General features: G+C 67.6%; 13 protein-coding genes. 7 read left to right on the plus strand and 6 right to left on the minus strand.

Annotated elements, in window-relative coordinates; translation table 11 throughout:
- Positions 1–51 precede the first annotated feature (51 nt).
- Positions 52–798 (plus strand): DUF3011 domain-containing protein, encoded by a 747-nt coding sequence (locus tag ACUXVE_RS10430; RefSeq protein ID WP_093818731.1) that lies wholly within the window; start codon positions 52–54, stop codon positions 796–798.
- A 111-nt stretch (positions 799–909) separates the two neighbouring features.
- Here the strand turns inward: ACUXVE_RS10430 and ACUXVE_RS10435 are convergent, their stop codons facing one another.
- The 3 genes from ACUXVE_RS10435 to blaL2 all read right to left on the minus strand — a co-directional run bounded on the left by ACUXVE_RS10435 (position 910) and on the right by blaL2 (position 3,821).
- The gene (locus tag ACUXVE_RS10435; protein ID WP_222388496.1) at positions 910–1,551 is read right to left on the minus strand and encodes a hypothetical protein; all 642 of its coding nucleotides are present in this window, start codon (positions 1,549–1,551) and stop codon (positions 910–912) included.
- Between the two features lie 56 nt (positions 1,552–1,607).
- Positions 1,608–2,822, minus strand: coding sequence for a cation:proton antiporter (locus ACUXVE_RS10440; protein ID WP_445514358.1), 1,215 nt, complete (start codon positions 2,820–2,822; stop codon positions 1,608–1,610).
- 84 nt (positions 2,823–2,906) lie between these two features.
- Positions 2,907–3,821 carry a L2 family extended-spectrum class A beta-lactamase gene (gene blaL2 / locus ACUXVE_RS10445; protein WP_093818734.1) on the minus strand — a complete coding sequence of 305 codons (915 nt, stop codon included), beginning with the start codon at positions 3,819–3,821 and terminating at the stop codon, positions 2,907–2,909.
- A gap of 176 nt (positions 3,822–3,997) precedes the next feature.
- Here blaL2 and ampR point away from each other — a divergent pair, with 176 nt between their 5' ends.
- Entirely contained in the window at positions 3,998–4,861 is an 864-nt protein-coding gene (gene ampR, locus ACUXVE_RS10450) for a LysR family transcriptional regulator AmpR (RefSeq protein ID WP_093818735.1), read from the plus strand.
- A gap of 91 nt (positions 4,862–4,952) precedes the next feature.
- Here the strand turns inward: ampR and ACUXVE_RS10455 are convergent, their stop codons facing one another.
- A complete protein-coding gene (locus ACUXVE_RS10455) occupies positions 4,953–6,818 on the minus strand; it encodes an ABC-F family ATP-binding cassette domain-containing protein (protein ID WP_049463961.1) in 1,866 nt (621 codons plus the stop codon).
- 332 nt (positions 6,819–7,150) lie between these two features.
- Between ACUXVE_RS10455 and ACUXVE_RS10460 the strand changes: the two genes are divergently transcribed.
- Positions 7,151–9,538: a TonB-dependent receptor plug domain-containing protein gene (locus ACUXVE_RS10460; RefSeq protein ID WP_445514359.1), complete on the plus strand. Its 2,388-nt coding sequence runs from the start codon at positions 7,151–7,153 to the stop codon at positions 9,536–9,538.
- A 158-nt stretch (positions 9,539–9,696) separates the two neighbouring features.
- Positions 9,697–11,397 carry a YbaL family putative K(+) efflux transporter gene (gene ybaL, locus ACUXVE_RS10465; protein WP_025874691.1) on the plus strand — a complete coding sequence of 567 codons (1,701 nt, stop codon included), beginning with the start codon at positions 9,697–9,699 and terminating at the stop codon, positions 11,395–11,397.
- Between the two features lie 465 nt (positions 11,398–11,862).
- Here the strand turns inward: ybaL and ACUXVE_RS10470 are convergent, their stop codons facing one another.
- Both ACUXVE_RS10470 and ACUXVE_RS10475 read right to left on the minus strand, forming a co-directional pair.
- Positions 11,863–12,750, minus strand: a complete 888-nt coding sequence (locus ACUXVE_RS10470) for an AraC family transcriptional regulator (protein ID WP_445514360.1) — start codon at positions 12,748–12,750, stop codon at positions 11,863–11,865.
- 83 nt (positions 12,751–12,833) lie between these two features.
- Positions 12,834–14,120 carry an O-acetylhomoserine aminocarboxypropyltransferase/cysteine synthase family protein gene (locus ACUXVE_RS10475; RefSeq protein WP_445514361.1) on the minus strand — a complete coding sequence of 429 codons (1,287 nt, stop codon included), beginning with the start codon at positions 14,118–14,120 and terminating at the stop codon, positions 12,834–12,836.
- A 180-nt stretch (positions 14,121–14,300) separates the two neighbouring features.
- On the opposite strand from ACUXVE_RS10475, the gene ACUXVE_RS10480 reads away from it, so the two are divergent.
- The 3 genes from ACUXVE_RS10480 to ACUXVE_RS10490 all read left to right on the plus strand — a co-directional run bounded on the left by ACUXVE_RS10480 (position 14,301) and on the right by ACUXVE_RS10490 (position 17,263).
- On the plus strand, positions 14,301–15,035 hold the full coding sequence (locus tag ACUXVE_RS10480; protein WP_025874693.1) for a response regulator transcription factor: 735 nt from the start codon (positions 14,301–14,303) through the stop codon (positions 15,033–15,035).
- Entirely contained in the window at positions 15,032–16,321 is a 1,290-nt protein-coding gene (locus ACUXVE_RS10485) for an ATP-binding protein (RefSeq protein WP_445514362.1), read from the plus strand. Before ACUXVE_RS10480 ends, ACUXVE_RS10485 begins: the two co-directional genes overlap by 4 nt.
- Before the next feature lie 141 nt (positions 16,322–16,462).
- Complete coding sequence (locus ACUXVE_RS10490; protein ID WP_154880984.1) at positions 16,463–17,263, plus strand: MipA/OmpV family protein; 801 nt, start codon at positions 16,463–16,465, stop codon at positions 17,261–17,263.
- The last annotated feature ends 84 nt before the right edge of the window (positions 17,264–17,347 follow it).

Genomic DNA, 17,347 nt, shown 5'->3' on the forward strand with positions numbered 1-17,347 from the left:
ATCGCCCCCGTCCTTATAGTCGCGCACCTACTCCCGCATGGGGATGTCGCCATGAAACCGCAGTCCCTGGCCAGCCTGGCCGTGATCCTTGGCACCTTTACCGCGCTCGCCCTGCCCTCCGCCCCTGCCGCCGCGCAGGACGGGGTGGTCCGCTGCGAGAGCCAGAACAACCGCGAACGCGTCTGCAACACCGGCTGGCGCGATGCCCGGCTGGTCCGCCAGCTGTCCGGCTCGGCCTGCGTGGAAGGCCGAACCTGGGGCACCCGCAATGGCAGCATCTGGGTCAACAACGGCTGCCGCGCCGAATTCACCCAGGGCCGAGGCGGCTGGGGTGGCGGCAACGGCGGCGGTTGGGGTGGTGGCAACGGCAACGGCAACAGCGGCACCGTGCGCTGCGAAAGCCAGGACAACCGCGAACGCAGCTGCCCGGTGGGCTGGCGCAACGCACGCGTGGTCCGGCAGATCTCCGGCACGCAGTGCGTGGAAGGCCAGAACTGGGGCGTGCGCAACGGCGCGATCTGGGTCAACCGCGGCTGCCGCGCCGAGTTCGCCGAGGCCCGCGGTGGCTGGGGCGGCGGCAATGGCGGCGGCTGGGGTGGTGGCAACAGCAACTACACCGTGACCTGCAGCAGCAACAACAACCGCCAGCAGAGCTGTAACTGGGACGAGCGCCAGGGCCGGCCTGTGCTGCAGCAGCAGCTGTCCGGCAGCGCCTGCCAGGAAGGCCGGACCTGGGGCTACTCGCGCGGCAACGTGTGGGTCAGCAACGGCTGCCGGGCGCGCTTCGGCACGCGTTGAGGGGTAGCGCCGGGCCATGCCCGGCGAGGCAGCGGCAGGGTCTCCGCTTGAAAGCCGCCGGGCATTGCCCGGCGCTACCGGGCTGTCCGCGGCAGCATGCCAGGGGGCCGATCAGGGTGCCGGCGCCGCTGCATCACCCCAGGGCGCCGGCGGCAGCGCGACCGGCTTGCTCAGATCGAACTCGACCCGGAAACGGCGCCCTTCCGGTCGCGTCAGCTCATAGACGAAACGCTGGTCCGGCTCGATCTCCATCGCCCAGGTGTTGTGGGTTGAAGCCAGCATGTCGGCGCGGCGGAACATCGCCACCGACTCGCCATCGGCGGGAAACTGCTGGCGTTCGGCGGTGCCCGGCGGCTTGCTGTCGCCGCCGTACAGGGTGATCGCATCGGGGCTGCCGTCGGCGTGGCGATGGTCGTGCTTCAGGCGCACGCCGTGCTCGGTACGGGTCAATACCCAGGTGCGCGAATGGTCATCGCCGACGTGGAACGGAATGCGCAGCTCATGACCCGGGTCGGCGCAGCCCCGCACGTGCATCACCAGCTTCTGCCCGGCGAAGGGGTCGTTGCCGGTGGGCGCCGGTGTGTCTTCCACCACCCTGCCCTCGTAGGCCTGGCCACAGTGGGCCGCAATGGCGGCCATGAAGGCGTCGGCCGGCGCGGTCGACAGATCGTGGTTGACCGTATGCGATGGCTGCGAGCAGGCGGCGAGGCCGAGCAGAGCGATGGCGGAAGCAACAGCGGCGATCGGTTTCATGCCCCAACCCTAACGGCCACGGCCGATGCGCGCAAACCGCACTCCCTGGATCCACCTCAGCGTTCGGCTGCAGGGGCGACGGCAACCACGTCCGTCGCCGCCACCGGAGCATCTTCGCCCTGCCCTGCCGGCTCCTGCTCGACCGGGTCGACATCGAACGGCGTGCGGAACACCAGCGAGGGCAGCAGCGTGGTCAATGCGGCGTACAGCAGCAACGCGCCGAACAGCACCGCCGGAATCTGGAAGCGATCGCGCATGATCGCGGCCAGTACCAGGGTAAAGATCAACGTCGGTGCCAGCGCCAGCGACACACGCAGGCTGCTGCGGAAGCTCTCGCCGAACATCACCCGGCGCTGCAGCCAGACCACCGCGATGCGCAGCGGCAGCACCACCAGGGTGATGACAATGCCCAGCCCCAGTGCCTCCCAGCTCAGCGCTTCGCTGGACACCTTGGTGCCGGCGTTGAAGAAGTAGAACGGCACGAAAAACGAGGCGAACAGGCGCAGCGCATGCAGGTTTTCGTGCGAGGCCAGAAGCGGCATGCGCTGGTGCAGCAGGCGCGCGACCAGGCCGGCGATGAAAGCGCCGACCAGGTAATACACGCCCAGCAGGTAGGTGATGTACGCCGCCACCATGCCCACCATCACCAGCAGTGAGAATTCCGAGCCCGGCGCATGCGGCGCGACCCAGCGACCGAGCGCGATGAACAGCAGCGGCAGGCCGACCATCATCGCCAGCAGGGCCAGGCTGGACAGCGCCATGTGCCCGGGGTCGCCAGCCTGCAGCACGATGAACAACGCCGCCAGGGCCAGCAGTTCACCGGCGATGGCCTTGCTGGTGACCCAGAACCGCTCGTCCTCGCTCAGCCCCAGCCGCGACAGCGAATCCATGATGAAACCGGTGGAGGGGGTCAGCAGCGCAAGCGCCAGCAGCCCGGCCGCCTGCCATGGCAGGCCGGCGTAACGCCAGGCCAGCCAGCCGACGCCGAACAGGGTCGCACTGCGGATCAGCAGGTGCGCCAGCAGCGGCCACATGCCGCGCCGCAGGGCCTGCAGGTCAACTTCCAGGCCAGCGAACAGGAACAGTGAGGAGATGCCCAGCGTGGCCAGCAGTGCGATGACCGCGTCGTGCGCCTGGTCGCCCAGCCAGAGCATGCCGATGATGCCGAACAGCAGGCAGGTCAGCGGCGCCGGCAGGCTGAACCGCTGCAACGCGCGCGGGATGACCAGCAGCGCGAAGATCAGCAGCAGGTAGACCAGTTCATGGCTCATCGGGGGACTTCCGTGTGGATCGAACGCGCGCAGGATGCGGGTTCGCGCACCGTGGGGCAAGCCGCCGATGAAGCACCCGTTGCCTCAGCCGATCAGCTGGTCGGCGATCCGGCCCACCTGGGCCAGCACGGCCGCTCGCTGTTCCTCGTCCACCGAAGCACCCTGCAGATAAGCAGTGATCACCCAGGGCGTGCCGCCCGCACGCGGCCACAGCACGGCAATATCGTTGCGGGTGTCCTCGCCGTTGCTGCCGGTCTTGTCACCCACGCGCCAGCGCTTGCCCAGCCCTGCCCGCAGGCAGGCGTCGCCGGTCTGGTTGTCGATCAGCCAGTCGGCGAACTGCTGGCGCGATGCGGCGGAGATGCCATCGCCCACGGCAAACAGGGCCAGGCTGGCAGCCATTGCCGCCGGACTGGTGGTATCGCGCGGATCGCCTGCGGCAAAGCGGTTCATGTCAGGCTCGTAGCGGTCGTTGCGGGTCACGCGGTCGCCGTGGTCGCGCAGGAAAGCGGTCAGTGCCGCCGGCCCGCCGGTCACCCCCAGCAGCAGGTTGGCTGCGGTGTTGTCGCTGGTGGTCAGGGTGCCGCGGCACAGGTCGCGCACGCTCAGGTCCTTGCCGACGTGGCGGCGGGCGACCGGGGCGTAGGACAGCAGATCCTTCTCGGCGACCGCCACGCGGGTGTCCAGCGAGACACGGCCAGCGTCTGCAAGGCTCAGCACATGGGCCACCAGCATCGACTTGAAGGTGCTGCACATCGGGAAGCGCTCGCCCTGGCGATGCCCGCCGATGCGGCGGCCGGTGCGGGAGTCGAGCACGGTCACCCCCAGTCGGCCGCCGCTGGCCTTTTCCAGCTCGGCGAAATCGGCGGCTCCGGCAATGGCCGCGTGCGTGGCCGGCGTAACGGCCGCAGGCGTGGTGCTCCGCGCCAGTGCAGGCGCGAGCAGGGAGGATGCGAGGGCGGCACCAGTGAACTGCAGGAATCGACGGCGAGCGTACATGGATGGACTCCGGTAAACGTGCCCCGATTATTGGGAGGGATGACGCGGGGCCACCAGCGGGAATTTTCAGGGACAGGCATGAGATAAATTGATGCCTATCGAAAGGAAGATCACGCCACGCCGGGATTTCGATCTGTCAAACTGGAATCAGCCATCACCCCACCTCACACCTTCCCATGCTGCATCCCACCCTGCCGCTGAACGCCCTGCGCGCCTTCGAGGCCGCCGCCCGGCACCAGAACTTCACCCGCGCGGCGCTGGAGCTGTGCGTCAGCCAGGCAGCACTGAGCCACCAGATACGCGGACTGGAGGACCGGCTGGGTATCCGCCTGTTCCATCGCCTGCCCCGCGGCGTGGCGTTGACCGAGGAAGGCACAGCCCTGTACCCGGTGCTCAATGAGTCCTTCGAGCGCATTTCAGCCAGCATCGCCCGCTACACCGGTGGCCCGGCGCGGGAAGTACTGACGATAGGCGTGGTCGGCACCTTCGCCACCGGCTGGCTGCTGCCGCGCTTGGCCGCCTTCGACGCGGCCCACCCGGATATCGAGCTGCGGCTGCAGACCCACAACAACCGCATCGATCTGGCCGGTGAAGGCCTGGACCTGGCGATCCGTTTCGGCGATGGCGACTGGCAGGGACAGGCCTGCACGGCAATCCTGGACGCGCCGTTCGCGCCCTTGTGTGCGCCGGCCCTGGCGCGGCGGCTGAAGCATCCGCGCGATCTGGCGGCCCTGCCGCTGCTGCGTTCGTATCGCAGCGACGAATGGCCACGCTGGCTGCAGATGGCCGGGGTCAACGGTGTGGAAGCGCGAGGACCGGTGTTCGATTCGTCATTGACGCTGGCCGTGGCCGCCGCCGGTGGCGCAGGCGTTGCCCTGCTGCCATTGCGCATGTTCGAAGCGGACCTGGCCGAGGGCCGGCTGCTGCAGCCGTTTGCCACCACGCTGGAGCTGGGTCGCTACTGGCTGACCCGTCTGCGCTCGCGTGCCGAACGGGAGCCGGCCAAGCGGTTCCGCGAATGGCTGCAGGCGCAGGGATGAAACACGCGCGCCGCGGGTAGCGCCGGGCCATGCCCGGCGAGCGCAGCGGTTGGGAGAAGCCGCCGGGCATGGCCCGGCGCTACCGATGAAATCAGGACTCCAGCAGTTCCATCCAGGCCGCTTCGGCCTTTTCCAGCTGTGCGGCGGCGGCTTCGCGGTCGCGGCCGAGCACGGCCATGCGCGTGGCATCGGCATAGTTGCTCGAGTCGGCAAGCTGCCGGTCCAGTTCGGCCAGCACACCTTCCAGCTCGGCGACCTTGGCTTCGGCGCTGGCCAGCTTGTGCGGGTTGACCGGCTTCTTCTGCACCACCTGCGCGACCGGTGCGGTCTTGACCACCACCGGCTCTTCCACCTGTTCCATGCGTGCCTTGGTGCCCTGCGCCTGTGGGCGCGTGCGCAGCCATGCCGCGTAGGCGTCGAGGTCACCATCGAACGGCTCGACCACGCCGTCGGCCACCCGCCAGAACGTGTCGCAGACCAGGCCGATCAGATGGCGATCATGCGAGACCATCACGATCGCGCCGTCGAAATCGGCCAGGGCTTCGGCCAGGGCTTCGCGCATTTCCAGGTCAAGGTGGTTGGTCGGTTCGTCCAGCAGCAGCACGTTCGGCTGCTGCCAGGCGATCAACGCCAGCGCCAGGCGTGCACGCTCGCCACCGGAGAAACCATCCACCGGTTCAAAGGCACGGTCGCCCGGGAAGTTCCACTTGCCGAGGAAGTCGCGGAACGATTGGTTCGGTGCATCCGGGGCCAGCTCGCGGAAGTGTTCCATCGGCGACTGGCCTTCATGCAGCGACTCGACCGTGTGCTGGGCGAAGTAGCCGATGCGCAGGTCCGGGTGCGCGGCGCGCTCACCGGCAATCGGTGCCAGCTCGCCCACCAGGGTCTTCACCAGCGTTGTTTTACCCGCGCCGTTGGGGCCCAGCAGGCCGATGCGCTGGCCCGCTTCCAGGCCGAAGCCCACGTTGTGCAGGATCACCGAGTCACTGCCGTAACCGGCCTCGACATGGTTCAGGCGGATCAGCGAGAACGGCAGCTTGGCCGGCGGTGCGAACTCGATGCGGAATTCGCGCTCGGCGCGCACCGCCTCGGTACCGGCCAGCTTGGCCAGTCGCTTCATCCGGCTCTGTGCCTGCGCGGCCTTGCTGGCCTGGGCCTTGAAGCGGTCGATGAAGCTCTGCAGGTGGGCGCGCTCGGCCTGTTCCTTCTCATGCGCGATCTGCTGCTGGCGCAGCTGTTCGGCACGCTGGCGCTCGAAGTCGGTGTAACCACCCGGGTACAGCTTGGCGCCGCCACCGTGCAGGTGCAGGGTGTGGGTGGCCACGTTGTCGAGGAACTCGCGGTCGTGCGAGATCAGCAGCAAGGTGCCCGGGTACTTCAGCAGCCACTGTTCCAGCCAGTACACCGCGTCCAGATCCAGGTGGTTGGTCGGTTCGTCCAGCAGCAGCAGGTCGCTGGGCATCATCAGCGCGCGGGCCAGGTTCAGGCGCACGCGCCAGCCGCCGGAGAACGAGGACACCGCGCGGTGGTGCGTTTCGGCCGGGAAGCCCAGGCCGTGCAGCAGCTTGCCGGCACGCGCTTCGGCGTCGTAGGCGTTCAGCTCGGCCATGCGCGTATGCGCCTCGGCCACCGCTTCCCAGTCTTCGCGGGCGGTGGCGTCGGCCTCGGCGGCCAGCACCGCGGCCACCTCGATGTCACCGCCCAGCACGAAGCTCAGCGCCGGGTCCGGCAGGGACGGGGTTTCCTGGGCAACGCTGGCGATGCGGATCTTGCCCGGCAGGTCGACGTCACCCTTGTCGGCCTCCAGTTCGCCCTTCACCGCCGCGAACAGGCTGGACTTGCCAGCACCATTGCGGCCGACCACGCCTACCCGGTAACCGGCATGCAGGGTCAGGTCGACATTGGACAACAGCAGCCGCTCGCCGCGGCGCAAGGCGAAATTACGAAGCGAAATCATGGGGGGCGTCCATATAACCGAATGGAATGTGCTGGTAAGCACAGTTCCTGCGACGCAATTCTAACGTTAACGAATACTTGACGCGCCCCGGGATGCGCGACGGCCGACGTTCCTCTCTCCCACGTCCTGTCCGCGCGCCTCCCGGGCCCCTCCCCCTGTCAGGGCCTGTCGCAGCTAAATGGTTGCTGCTGCAACGTTTTTTCTGTGGGTCGGCATTTGACAGGCACTGAATATCCCGTTAATTCCTGTATTGCGCACCGCAACAACCGTCGTCCGCCTCACCCCCGTGATGTCGATTCCGGTGCCATCCCGCCAACCGGAGCCCCCTCCCGATGACCCGCAAGACCAGCCTGATCGCCGCCGCCGTCGCTGTCGCACTCGGTGGCTCTCCGTTCGTTGCCGCCGCCCAGCAGGCCGGCAGCGCCGCCAACACCCTCGATACGGTGATCGTCACCGGCACCCGCGTGGCCGACCGCACGGTCGCCGAATCGCAGTCACCGATCGACATCATCACCCCCGAGATCCTGCAGTCCACCGGTACCGGCGAACTGGCCACCGCGCTGTCGCGCGCGCTGCCATCGCTGAACTTCCCGCGCCCGGCACTGACCGACGGCACCAGTGGCGTGCGCCCTGCACAGCTGCGCGGCCTGTCGCCGGACCAGGTGCTGGTGCTGGTCAACGGCAAGCGCCGCCACACCTCGGCGATGATCAACGTCAACGGCAGCATCGGCCGTGGTTCGTCGGCCGTGGACATCAACGCGATTCCGATCGCCGCCATCGAGCGCGTCGAGGTGCTGCGTGACGGCGCCTCGGCACAGTACGGTTCGGATGCCATCGCCGGCGTCATCAACATCGTGCTCAAGGGCAGCGGCAGCGGTGGCAGCCTGGCCGTCGACTACGGCCAGTATTCGGCCGGCGACGGCAACAAGTACCAACTGTCCGGCGATACCGGCGTGGAATTCGGCAACGGCCGTGGCCGCGTGCACGTGGCCGGCCAGATCAGCCAGCAGGACGAGAGCGACCGCGCCGGCCCCTATCGCGGCACCACGCCGAACACCGGCAACTTCCCCAGCGTCGGCCAGACCACCTTCATCGTCGGCGACCCGCGCGTGGACGCCACTGCGGCGTCGGCCAACGCCAGCTTCGATTTCAGCGACCACGTCACCGGTTACGCCAGCGCATTGCTCAGCAACCGCGACATCACCTCGTTCGCGTTCTACCGTTCGCGCAACCACAGCGGGCAGACCGCGCTGCTGGCGCAGACCTACCCGGACGGCTTCGTGCCGCAGATCAACCAGTATTCCAAGGACCGCTCGCTGGTGGCCGGGGTCAAAGGCAACACCGACAGCGGCTGGACCTGGGACCTGAGCCTGAACCACGGCGAGAACACCCTGGACTTCCACACCCGCAACAGCATCAACTACAGCCTGGGTGCGACCAGCCCGCGCTCGTTCTACGACGGCACGCTGAAGTACCAGCAGGACATCTTCAACGCCGATCTGACCAAGTCGCTGGACTGGGGCCTGGCCTATCCGGTCACGCTGTCCTTCGGCGGTGAGTATCGCCGCGAGAAGTGGGACCAGAACCCTGGCGAACTGAACTCCTACACCGGCAGCGGTGCGCAGGGTTTTGCCGGCTTCACTCCCACCAACGAAGTGCATACCGACCGCCACAACTACGCGGTCTATGCGGGCCTGGAAGCGGACCTGACCGAGAAGTTCTCCGCCGGCATCACCGGCCGTTACGAGGACTACTCGGACTTCGGTGACCGTTTCTCCGGCAAGCTGTCGGCGCGCTATGCGTTCACCGACAAGGTAGCGCTGCGTGCCACCGCCTCCAGCGGTTTCCGCGCACCGTCACTGGCCCAGCAGGGCTACCAGGCGGTCACCAGCCAGTTCCTCAACGGCGTGTTCGTCGAGCGTGGCACCTTCCCGACCACCAGCCTGGCCGCACAGGCACTGGGCGCGTCGCCGCTGAAGGCCGAGACCTCCACGTCCTACAGCCTGGGCCTGGTGCTGCAGCCGGTGGATCGCCTGTACGTCACCGTCGACGCCTACCAGATCGACATCGATGACCGCATCGCGCTGTCCTCCAGCATCACCACCAATGCGGCCAGCAGCGCGCTGCTGGCCACGCTGGGCCTGCCGCAGGTAACCGCGTTCTCGTACTTCACCAACGGCCTGGACACCCGCACCCGCGGCGTGGACGTCGTGTCCAGCTACACCGTGCCGTTCAGCGCCAGCAGCCTGGAACTGACCGCGGCCTACAGCTACAACGACACCGAAGTGCAGCGCGTGGGTGGCACGCCGGCGGTGTTCGGCACGCTGGGCCTGACCCAGTCGCTGATCGGCCGCGATGAGATCGGCCGCATCGAAGACAGCTACCCGCACGACAAGACCATCCTCAGCGGCACCTGGCGCTCGGACCACTGGGAACTGGGCCTGGCGGCGACCCGCTACGGCAAGTTCACGGTGCGCAATTCGGCCACCGCCGCGCGTGACCAGACCTACGGCGACAAGTGGGTGCTGGATGCTTCGGCCAGCTACAAGCCGAGTGCGAACTGGACGCTGACGGTGGGCGCCGACAACCTGCTGGACGAGTACCCGGACCGCACCGAAGACCTGCAGAACTCGACCTTCGGCATGCTGCCGTACAGCAACTACTCGCCGTTCGGCTTCAATGGCGCGTATGTGTACGGGCGGATCAAGTACAACTGGTAAGCGGTAACGGGCGCGCCGGGCCCTGCCCGGCGGGTTCATCCGGGGTCAGATCCCTTTTCCTGATGGAAAAGGGATCTGACCCTATTTGTTCCAAAGGTTTGCCGCATTTGGCTCATTAGGTGAAAATCGGGGCATCCCCCCGATTTCTGCGAGAGCCGATGCACCATGACACCGACCTGATCAACATCGTTGCCGTTGGTCTCGGGCTCGCCTTCATCTTCGGCGCGCTGGCCAACAAGCTCCGCTTGTCTCCTCTGGTCGGTTACCTGGTTGCTGGCATCTGCGTCGGTCCGTTCACGCCGGGCTTCGTCGCCGACCAGGCCTTGGCCAACCAGCTGGCCGAGCTGGGCGTGATGCTGCTGATGTTCGGCGTCGGCCTGCACTTCTCGCTGAAGGACCTGATGGCGGTCAAGGCCATCGCCATTCCCGGTGCCATCGGCCAGATCCTGGTCGCTACCCTGCTCGGCTGGGGCCTGGCGGCATTGATGGGCTGGCCGGTCATCCACGGCGTGGTGTTCGGTTTCGCGCTGGCCACGGCCAGTACCGTAGTGCTGCTGCGCGCGATGGAAGAGCGCCGCCTGCTGGAAACCCAGCGCGGCAAGATCGCGGTCGGTTGGCTGATCGTCGAGGACCTGGCCTGCGTGCTGGCACTGGTGATGATGCCGGTGATGGCTGGTGTGTTCGGGCCCGACGCGGCCAATGAACACCACACCCTCGGCAGCGTGCTGGCCAGCATCGGCTGGACGTTCGTGCAGCTGGGCCTGTTCGTGGCGGTGATGCTGGTGGTCGGCCGCCGGGTCATTCCGTGGATCCTGGAGCGCATTGCCGGTACCGGCTCGCGCGAACTGTTCACCCTGTCGGTGCTGGCGATCGCGCTGGGCGTGGCGTTCGGCTCGGCGATGCTGTTCGGTGTGTCCTTCGCGCTGGGCGCGTTCTTCGCCGGCATGCTGCTCAATGAATCGGAACTCAGCCACAAGGCGGCCAGCGATTCCCTGCCGCTGCGCGACGCGTTCGCGGTGCTGTTCTTCGTCTCGGTGGGCATGCTGTTCAATCCCGGCATCCTGATCGAGCACCCGTGGCAGGTGCTGGCCACCGCCGGCATCATCATGTTCGGCAAATCGGCGGCGGCGTTCTTCATCGTGCGCGCGTTCGGCCACCCCACCGGCACCGCGTTGACGATCTCGGCCAGCCTGGCGCAGATCGGCGAGTTCGCCTTCATCATTGCCGGCCTCGGCGTGACCCTGAAGATCCTGCCGCCGACCGGCCAGGCGCTGGTGCTGGCCGGCGCGCTGATCTCGATCATGCTCAACCCGCTGGTGTTCGGCCTGCTCGACCGCTGGCTGCTGAAGCACCAGGAAACCACGCCCACCGCGGTGGAGACCGAGCTGCCACCGGGGCCGTCGCTGGACCTGCACGACCATGCCATCGTCATCGGCTATGGGCGCGTCGGCAGCGCGCTGGCGCAGGTGCTGCGCGACCGTGGCGTGCCGGTGATGATCATCGACGACAACAAGGAACACGTGGCCGAGGCGCATGCCGCCGGCCTGCCCGGCATCCGCGGCAGCGCCGCCTCGGACAAGGTGCTGGCCGAAGCCCATCCCGAGCGCGCCAAGATCGCGGTGCTGGCGATCCCGCAGCCGCTGGAAGCCGGTGAGACCTTGGCCAAGCTGCGTGCGATCAACCCCAACCTGACCCTGCTGGCGCGTGCGCACAGCGATGCCGAAGTGAAGCATCTGCTTGAACACGGTGCCGACGGCACGGTGATGGCCGAGCGCGAGCTGGCCTACTCGTTGGCGGAAATGGTGATGGCCACCCCGCCGTACCGCAGTCTTGGGCAGCACAGCATTCCGGTGGTGTGAGGGGTGTGCAGCAGGGCTGCGCCCTGCACCCGCCGAAACAACGGCAACGGCAAAAGCTGGCATTCCGTGGGATGGCGGGGTGGGTCCGGTTGCGGGGGACGCTGCAAGTACGTCCATGTAAGCTCGGTCGCCGCATCCATGCGGCTCACGCCCCCGCAACCGGACCCACCCCGCCTTCGACAGGTTCCCGCTGCTGGTGGTGGATGAACGATTTGGCAGGTGTCGAGCTTGGTCGACAGTAGATCCACGCCATGCGTGGATGCTTTTCGATGCACTGTCGGACTATTGGATTCCGATGGGGATTTATCCACGCATGGCGTGGGGTTGGCTGCGCCCAAAGAAATCCCCGGCCGACCCGCATCGGCCGGGGATGATATCGCCACGCCCTTGGAGAGCGTCTCTACCGTAACGCTTTCCTGCGGTGGTGGTGATCGCCTCTGGCGATGACGACCAAGCCCGCAGGTATCAGCCTGCCAGCGGCAGGCAGACGTCGGCGCGCAACTGGTGGGCAGGCACCTGTTCGGGATCATCCAGGAAGTGGAAATACAGGGGCGCTTCGGCAAGCGCGTGCCCACTGTCCGGCCACCAGTCGCGCAGCAGCGCATCCCCCACGGCCTGCAGCTGCTCATAAGGGCCGACATGGTGGGCGACCGCATGCGGACCGATGCCGAGGGCCTGCCGCCGCAGCGGCGACGAAAGTTGCGGCAGCGCGGTGGCAAATCCCATCCCGCAGTCGAAGCGGTGCGCCTGCGCGGGTACGTCCCGGTGGTCATCGATGGCGATGCCTACCAGGTGCAGCAGATCGTCGGCCAGCCCTTGCGCCTGCGCCCATTCGTACAGGCGGCCGAAGCTGGCATCGAGATCACCGAAGGCCCCCTGCGCGCGCAGCAGCACGACCTCGAACGGCTGCAGCGCGCGTACTTCCACCTTCAGCGGGGCGGCGGTCACCGCGTCTACGTCGGCAGGTGGTTGTGCCAAGACCTGCTGCCACTGCTGCCGCAGTGCTGCATCGGCGCGCAGGGCGCGCGGGGTGGTATCCAGGCGCTGCCTGCAGCGCCGCGCAAGGGCCTGCGCACTCTCATAGCCGGCGGCCAGCGCGGCGTCGGTGACGCTTGCATCGGGCTGCTGCAGCGCCTGCAGGGCGTTGAGCAGGCGCAGCCGGTCCAGCGTCTGTCCCGGGCTTTCGCCGGTCAGTGCCCGGTACAGGCGCTGGAAGTGGTAGGGCGACTGATGGGCGACAGTCGCCAGTGCCGTTACGTCCGGCAGTGCCTGCTGCTCACGCAGGCAGCCCTGCAGATGGTCGATGACCCGTTCGATTCCCTGCGCCTGGCGCAGGCCTGCAAGCCGCTTCATGACCATCTCCGGTGAGGACATGGCTGCGATCGTGCCTGATCCTTTGGCGGGGTGCGTGACCGATCCTGCGCGATTGCCCGCCCTCAGGCCTTGGCGAGCGCCTGTTCCAGATCCGCGCGCAGATCGCCGATGTGCTCGATGCCGATCGACAGGCGCACGGTGTCCTCGCTGACCCCGGCCCTGGCCAGTTCGGCCGCATCCAGCTGGCGATGGGTGGTCGAGGCCGGATGGGTGGCCAGTGACTTCGCATCGCCCAGGTTCACCAGCCGGGTGAACAGTTTCAGGGCATCGAGGAAGCGGGCGCCGGCAACGCGCCCGCCCGGCAGTCCGAAGGTCAGCACACCGGAGCCATGGCCGCCCAGATAACGCTGCGCTGCCGCGTGTTCGGGGTCATCGGCCAGCCCGGCATAACGCACCCACGCTACCTTCGGATGCGCGCGCAGGTACTGCGCCACGGCCAGCGCGTTGGCATTGATCCGCTCCATGCGCAGCGCCAGGGTCTCGATGCCCTGCAGGATCAGGAAGGCGTTGAACGGTGACAATGCTGCGCCGGTATTGCGCAACGGCACTACCCGCGCACGGCCAATGTAGGCCGCCGCGCCGAGCGCTTCGGTATAGACCACGCCGTGATAGCTCGGATCAGGCTGGTTCAAGCGGGCGAAGCGTTGCGGCTGTGCCGTCCAGTCGAAGCGGCCGGAATCGACGATCGCCCCGCCCAGGCTGGTGCCGTGGCCACCGAGGTACTTGGTCAGCGAGTGCACCACGATGTCGGCGCCATGTTCGAATGGGCGCAGCAGGAATGGCGTGGCCACCGTGTTGTCGACAATCAACGGCACGCCGGCCGCATGCGCGACCTCGGCGATGGCGGCGATGTCGGTGACGTTGCCGCGCGGGTTGCCGATCGATTCGACGAATACCGCCTTGGTGCGTTCATCGATCAGCGCGGCAAACGCCGACGGATCTGCCGGATCGGCGAATCGCGCCTGGATGCCGTACTGCGGCAGCGTGTGCGCCAGCAGGTTGAGGCTGCCACCATACAGCGCACTGGCAGCGACGATGTTGTCGCCGGCCTCGGCAATGGTCTGGATCGCATAGGTGATCGCGGCCTGCCCGGAAGCCAGTGCCAACGCGCCGATGCCCCCTTCCAGCGCCGCAACGCGCTGCTCCAGCACGTCGGTGGTGGGGTTCATGATGCGCGTATAGATGTTGCCCGGCACCTTCAGGTCGAACAGGTCCGCACCATGCTGGGTGTCATCGAATGCGTAGGCCACGGTCTGGTAGATCGGCACCGCCACCGCGCGGGTGGTCGGGTCGGGGCGATAGCCGCCGTGCACGGCCAGGGTTTCCAGTTGCCACTGCGGATCGCTCATTGCACCAGGCTCCATCCGGGGAAACACCCACCATAGGCCAGCCATCGGCCGCCATTGAGAGCCTCTGGCGATGACGCCAATACCGGTGGTTATCAGGTTGCCCGGGATTCAGGCAGTCGCCATGGGCCGTTGCTAGGCTTCGCCGCCGGGCCCTTCGCCCCGGACAAGGATGCCCTACCGATGCAGCCCTCCCCGTGGACCCCCGCCGCCGGCAACCCGACCCAGGTGCTGCTGGTCGAAGACGACCGCCGCCTGGCCGAGCTGGTCAGCGACTACCTGAGCGAACATGGATTTGCCGTGCAGCACGTGCCGCGTGGCGACCTGGCCAGCGCGGCCTGCCGCCAGCACGCGCCGGAACTGGTGGTGCTGGACCTGATGCTGCCTGGCCTTGGTGGCATCGACGTGTGCCGGCAGATCCGCAGTTTTTCCGACGTGCCGATCCTGATGCTGACCGCGTGCGAGGACGATATCGAACAGGTGCTGGGCCTGGAGTCCGGCGCCGATGACTATGTCCACAAGCCGATCGAGCCACGCCTGCTGCTGGCGCGCCTGCGTGCGCTGCTGCGCCGTCGCCATGGCAGCGGCCCTGCCGGCGTGCCGTGCAGGCTGATGCATGGCGAACTGCTGATCGATCGCGTGCAGCGCGAGGTTCACCTGCATGGGCAGCCGGTGGAACTGGGCACGACCGAATTCGAGATCCTCTGGCTGCTGGCCAGCCAGCCCGGGCAGATCCTCTCGCGCGACCAGATCCTGCAGGCGGCGCGCGGCATCGGTTTCGATGGCCTGGACCGCAGCGTGGATGTCTGCATCGGCAAGCTGCGCCGCAAGCTGGGCGATGACGCGCGCGAACCGCGCCGGATCAAGACCGTGTGGGGCCGCGGTTACCAGTTCAACCCCTCGGCCTGGTCGGCGTGAAGCGCCTGTTCCTGTGGTTGTGGTTCGTCACCGGCGGCTGCCTGCTGGTGTCGGTGTTCAGCCTCAACCATCTGCTGGACCGCATCTACACGCCCCTGCAGGAACGTGTCTTCGTCGAACAGGTGCGCGGGCAGGTGTATGCGCTGCGCAGCGGACTGGCCGGCCTGGACCGACAGCAGCAACAGCAGCGCCTGCTGCAGTGGCAGCCGCATTACGGCATTGCGCTGTCACTGCTGGATACACCGCCCGAGCTCGATGACCAAGAGCGCAGTGCCCTGCGCGGGGACGGCTTCATCGTCCGTGAGCGCTACCAGCAGGTGCTGCTGCCCATCGAGGGGGCTGACGGACGCTGGCTGCAGCTGCGCCTTCCCGGCGAGGTGCAGATGACCCTGTACATGACCGCCGCCGCCTACCTGTGCATCCTGCTGCTGGTCGGCGCCTGCCTGTATGCCTGGGTACGCCTGCTGTGGCGCGACCTGGAAGCGCTGCGGGGTCATGCCGATCGCATCGGTGCCGGCGACCTGCAGGCACGTGCGCAGGTATCGCCACGCTCGCAGATCCGGGTCATCGTCGAGCATTCCAACCGCATGGCCGCGCGCGTGGCCGAACTGGTGCAACGGCAGCGCGATCTTACCCATGCCATTTCCCACGAGCTGCGCACGCCGATCGCACGCCTGGCCTTCGGCCTGGATCTGATGCAGGACAGCAACGACCCGGCGCGGCGGGCACACCTCGCTGCCGGCCTGCATGGTGATCTGGCCGAGCTCAACCGGTTGGTCAGCGAACTGCTGGCCTATGAGCGTCTGGAGCATCCCAACGACGCCGAGCCCATGCAGCGGATCGAGGCGAACGACTGGCTGCAGGCCTGCATGGAAGACGCACGGCGCGATGCCGAGCGCGCGGGCCTGGTGCTGCAGGTCTGGCCCAGCGCGCTGCCACGCGTGGATGCCGAGCCACGCCTGCTGCAGCTGGCCCTGAGCAACCTGGTCGGCAACGCGATGCGCTATGCACGCACCCGTGTGGAGGTGTCACTGGTCAGCGTGGCCGGCAAGGCCTGCCTGCGCGTGGATGACGATGGCCCCGGCATTGCCGAAGGCGATCGCGAGAAGGTGTTGCGCCCGTTCACCCGCCTGGATGACAGCCGCAGCCGCGACACCGGCGGCTTTGGTCTTGGCCTGGCCATCGCCGGGCGCATCGCGGTTCGTCACCACGGCGAGCTGCGCGTGGGACGCGCGACCCTGGGCGGTGCACGCCTGGAAATGCACTGGCCACTGGCTGCCAGCTGAACGCCACGGGCCGCGCTTACAGTTGCTTACAACTCCCGCACAACTGCGGACGGATTGGTCGGTGGCATCCCGCCACGCTGTCGACCCAGCAGCACGCGCCGGATGCGCGCACTGCATTTCCTCCCACTGTAGAGAGTTGCCATGTCCCACCGTCGCCGTTTCCCCACCCTGCTCGGCCTGGCCCTGCTGCCCTTGTTCGCAACGTCCACAGCGCATGCCAAGGAGGATCAATGGACCTTCGAGCTTGCCGCCGGTGGCGGCGTTGCCCCGCGCTACAGCGGCAGCGAGGAATTCCAGGCCGCACCGACGCTGTCGTTCGACGTGACTTCGCCGGGCGGCTGGTTTCTGGGTACCAGCGGTGCGGGTTGGGGCACGGCGATCGGCGAACACACCCGCGTGCGTGCCTACGTCGGCGGCAGCGGCAGCCGACGCGAGAAGAACTCGATCCTCGGCGGCTCGGACTTCCTGCGTGGCATGGGCGATATCGATACCCGGCCCCTGGTCGGCCTGGCGGCTGGCTATACGCTGGGTGAGGCGGTGTTGAGTGGTTCCTGGCAGTACACGCTGAAAGACGAAGACAAGGGCGACAACGGCCTTGCCACCCAGCAGATCCACCTGAACCTGGAGATGCCGCTGTTCGATCTGGCCGGTGGCGTGGTCAGCGGCAGCGTCTCCACCGACTACGGCAACCGCGGCTATATGCAGACCTGGTACGGCGTCAGCCCCGACCAGGCCGCTCGCACCGGGTTCGCCCAGCACAAGCCCAAGGCCGGCCTGGTCAGCGCCGGGCTGGGCATGAAATGGAGCCATCGTGCTGGTCGCAACGGCAACTGGTACATCGCCGTGGAAGGCACCCGCCTGCTCGGCGACGCCGCCGACAGCCCGATCGTGCAGAAGGCCAACCAGTTCGGGTTGATGACCGGGTATACGCACCGGTTCTGAGCATGGCCGGCGAACGCCGGACACCGACGTTCGCGCTGGCAAAGAGACGGGGCGCTGCGACCATGCAGCGCCCCGTTGCACGCA

This window comes from Stenotrophomonas sp. 3(2025), from assembly GCF_052665395.1.

Bases quoted from the DNA above. Each gene is read 5' to 3' on its own strand.
- ACUXVE_RS10430 (WP_093818731.1), top strand. From the start codon at position 52: ATGAAACCGCAGTCCCTGGCCAGCCTGGCCGTGATCCTTGGCACCTTT.
- ACUXVE_RS10480 (WP_025874693.1), top strand. From the start codon at position 14,301: ATGCAGCCCTCCCCGTGGACCCCCGCCGCCGGCAACCCGACCCAGGTG.
- ACUXVE_RS10490 (WP_154880984.1), top strand. From the start codon at position 16,463: ATGTCCCACCGTCGCCGTTTCCCCACCCTGCTCGGCCTGGCCCTGCTG.
- ACUXVE_RS10475 (WP_445514361.1), bottom strand. From the start codon at position 14,120: ATGAGCGATCCGCAGTGGCAACTGGAAACCCTGGCCGTGCACGGCGGC.
- ampR (WP_093818735.1), top strand. From the start codon at position 3,998: ATGCTGCATCCCACCCTGCCGCTGAACGCCCTGCGCGCCTTCGAGGCC.
- blaL2 (WP_093818734.1), bottom strand. From the start codon at position 3,821: ATGTACGCTCGCCGTCGATTCCTGCAGTTCACTGGTGCCGCCCTCGCA.
- ACUXVE_RS10435 (WP_222388496.1), bottom strand. From the start codon at position 1,551: ATGAAACCGATCGCCGCTGTTGCTTCCGCCATCGCTCTGCTCGGCCTC.
- ACUXVE_RS10470 (WP_445514360.1), bottom strand. From the start codon at position 12,750: ATGAAGCGGCTTGCAGGCCTGCGCCAGGCGCAGGGAATCGAACGGGTC.
- ACUXVE_RS10455 (WP_049463961.1), bottom strand. From the start codon at position 6,818: ATGATTTCGCTTCGTAATTTCGCCTTGCGCCGCGGCGAGCGGCTGCTG.
- ACUXVE_RS10460 (WP_445514359.1), top strand. From the start codon at position 7,151: ATGACCCGCAAGACCAGCCTGATCGCCGCCGCCGTCGCTGTCGCACTC.
- ACUXVE_RS10440 (WP_445514358.1), bottom strand. From the start codon at position 2,822: ATGAGCCATGAACTGGTCTACCTGCTGCTGATCTTCGCGCTGCTGGTC.
- ybaL (WP_025874691.1), top strand. From the start codon at position 9,697: ATGCACCATGACACCGACCTGATCAACATCGTTGCCGTTGGTCTCGGG.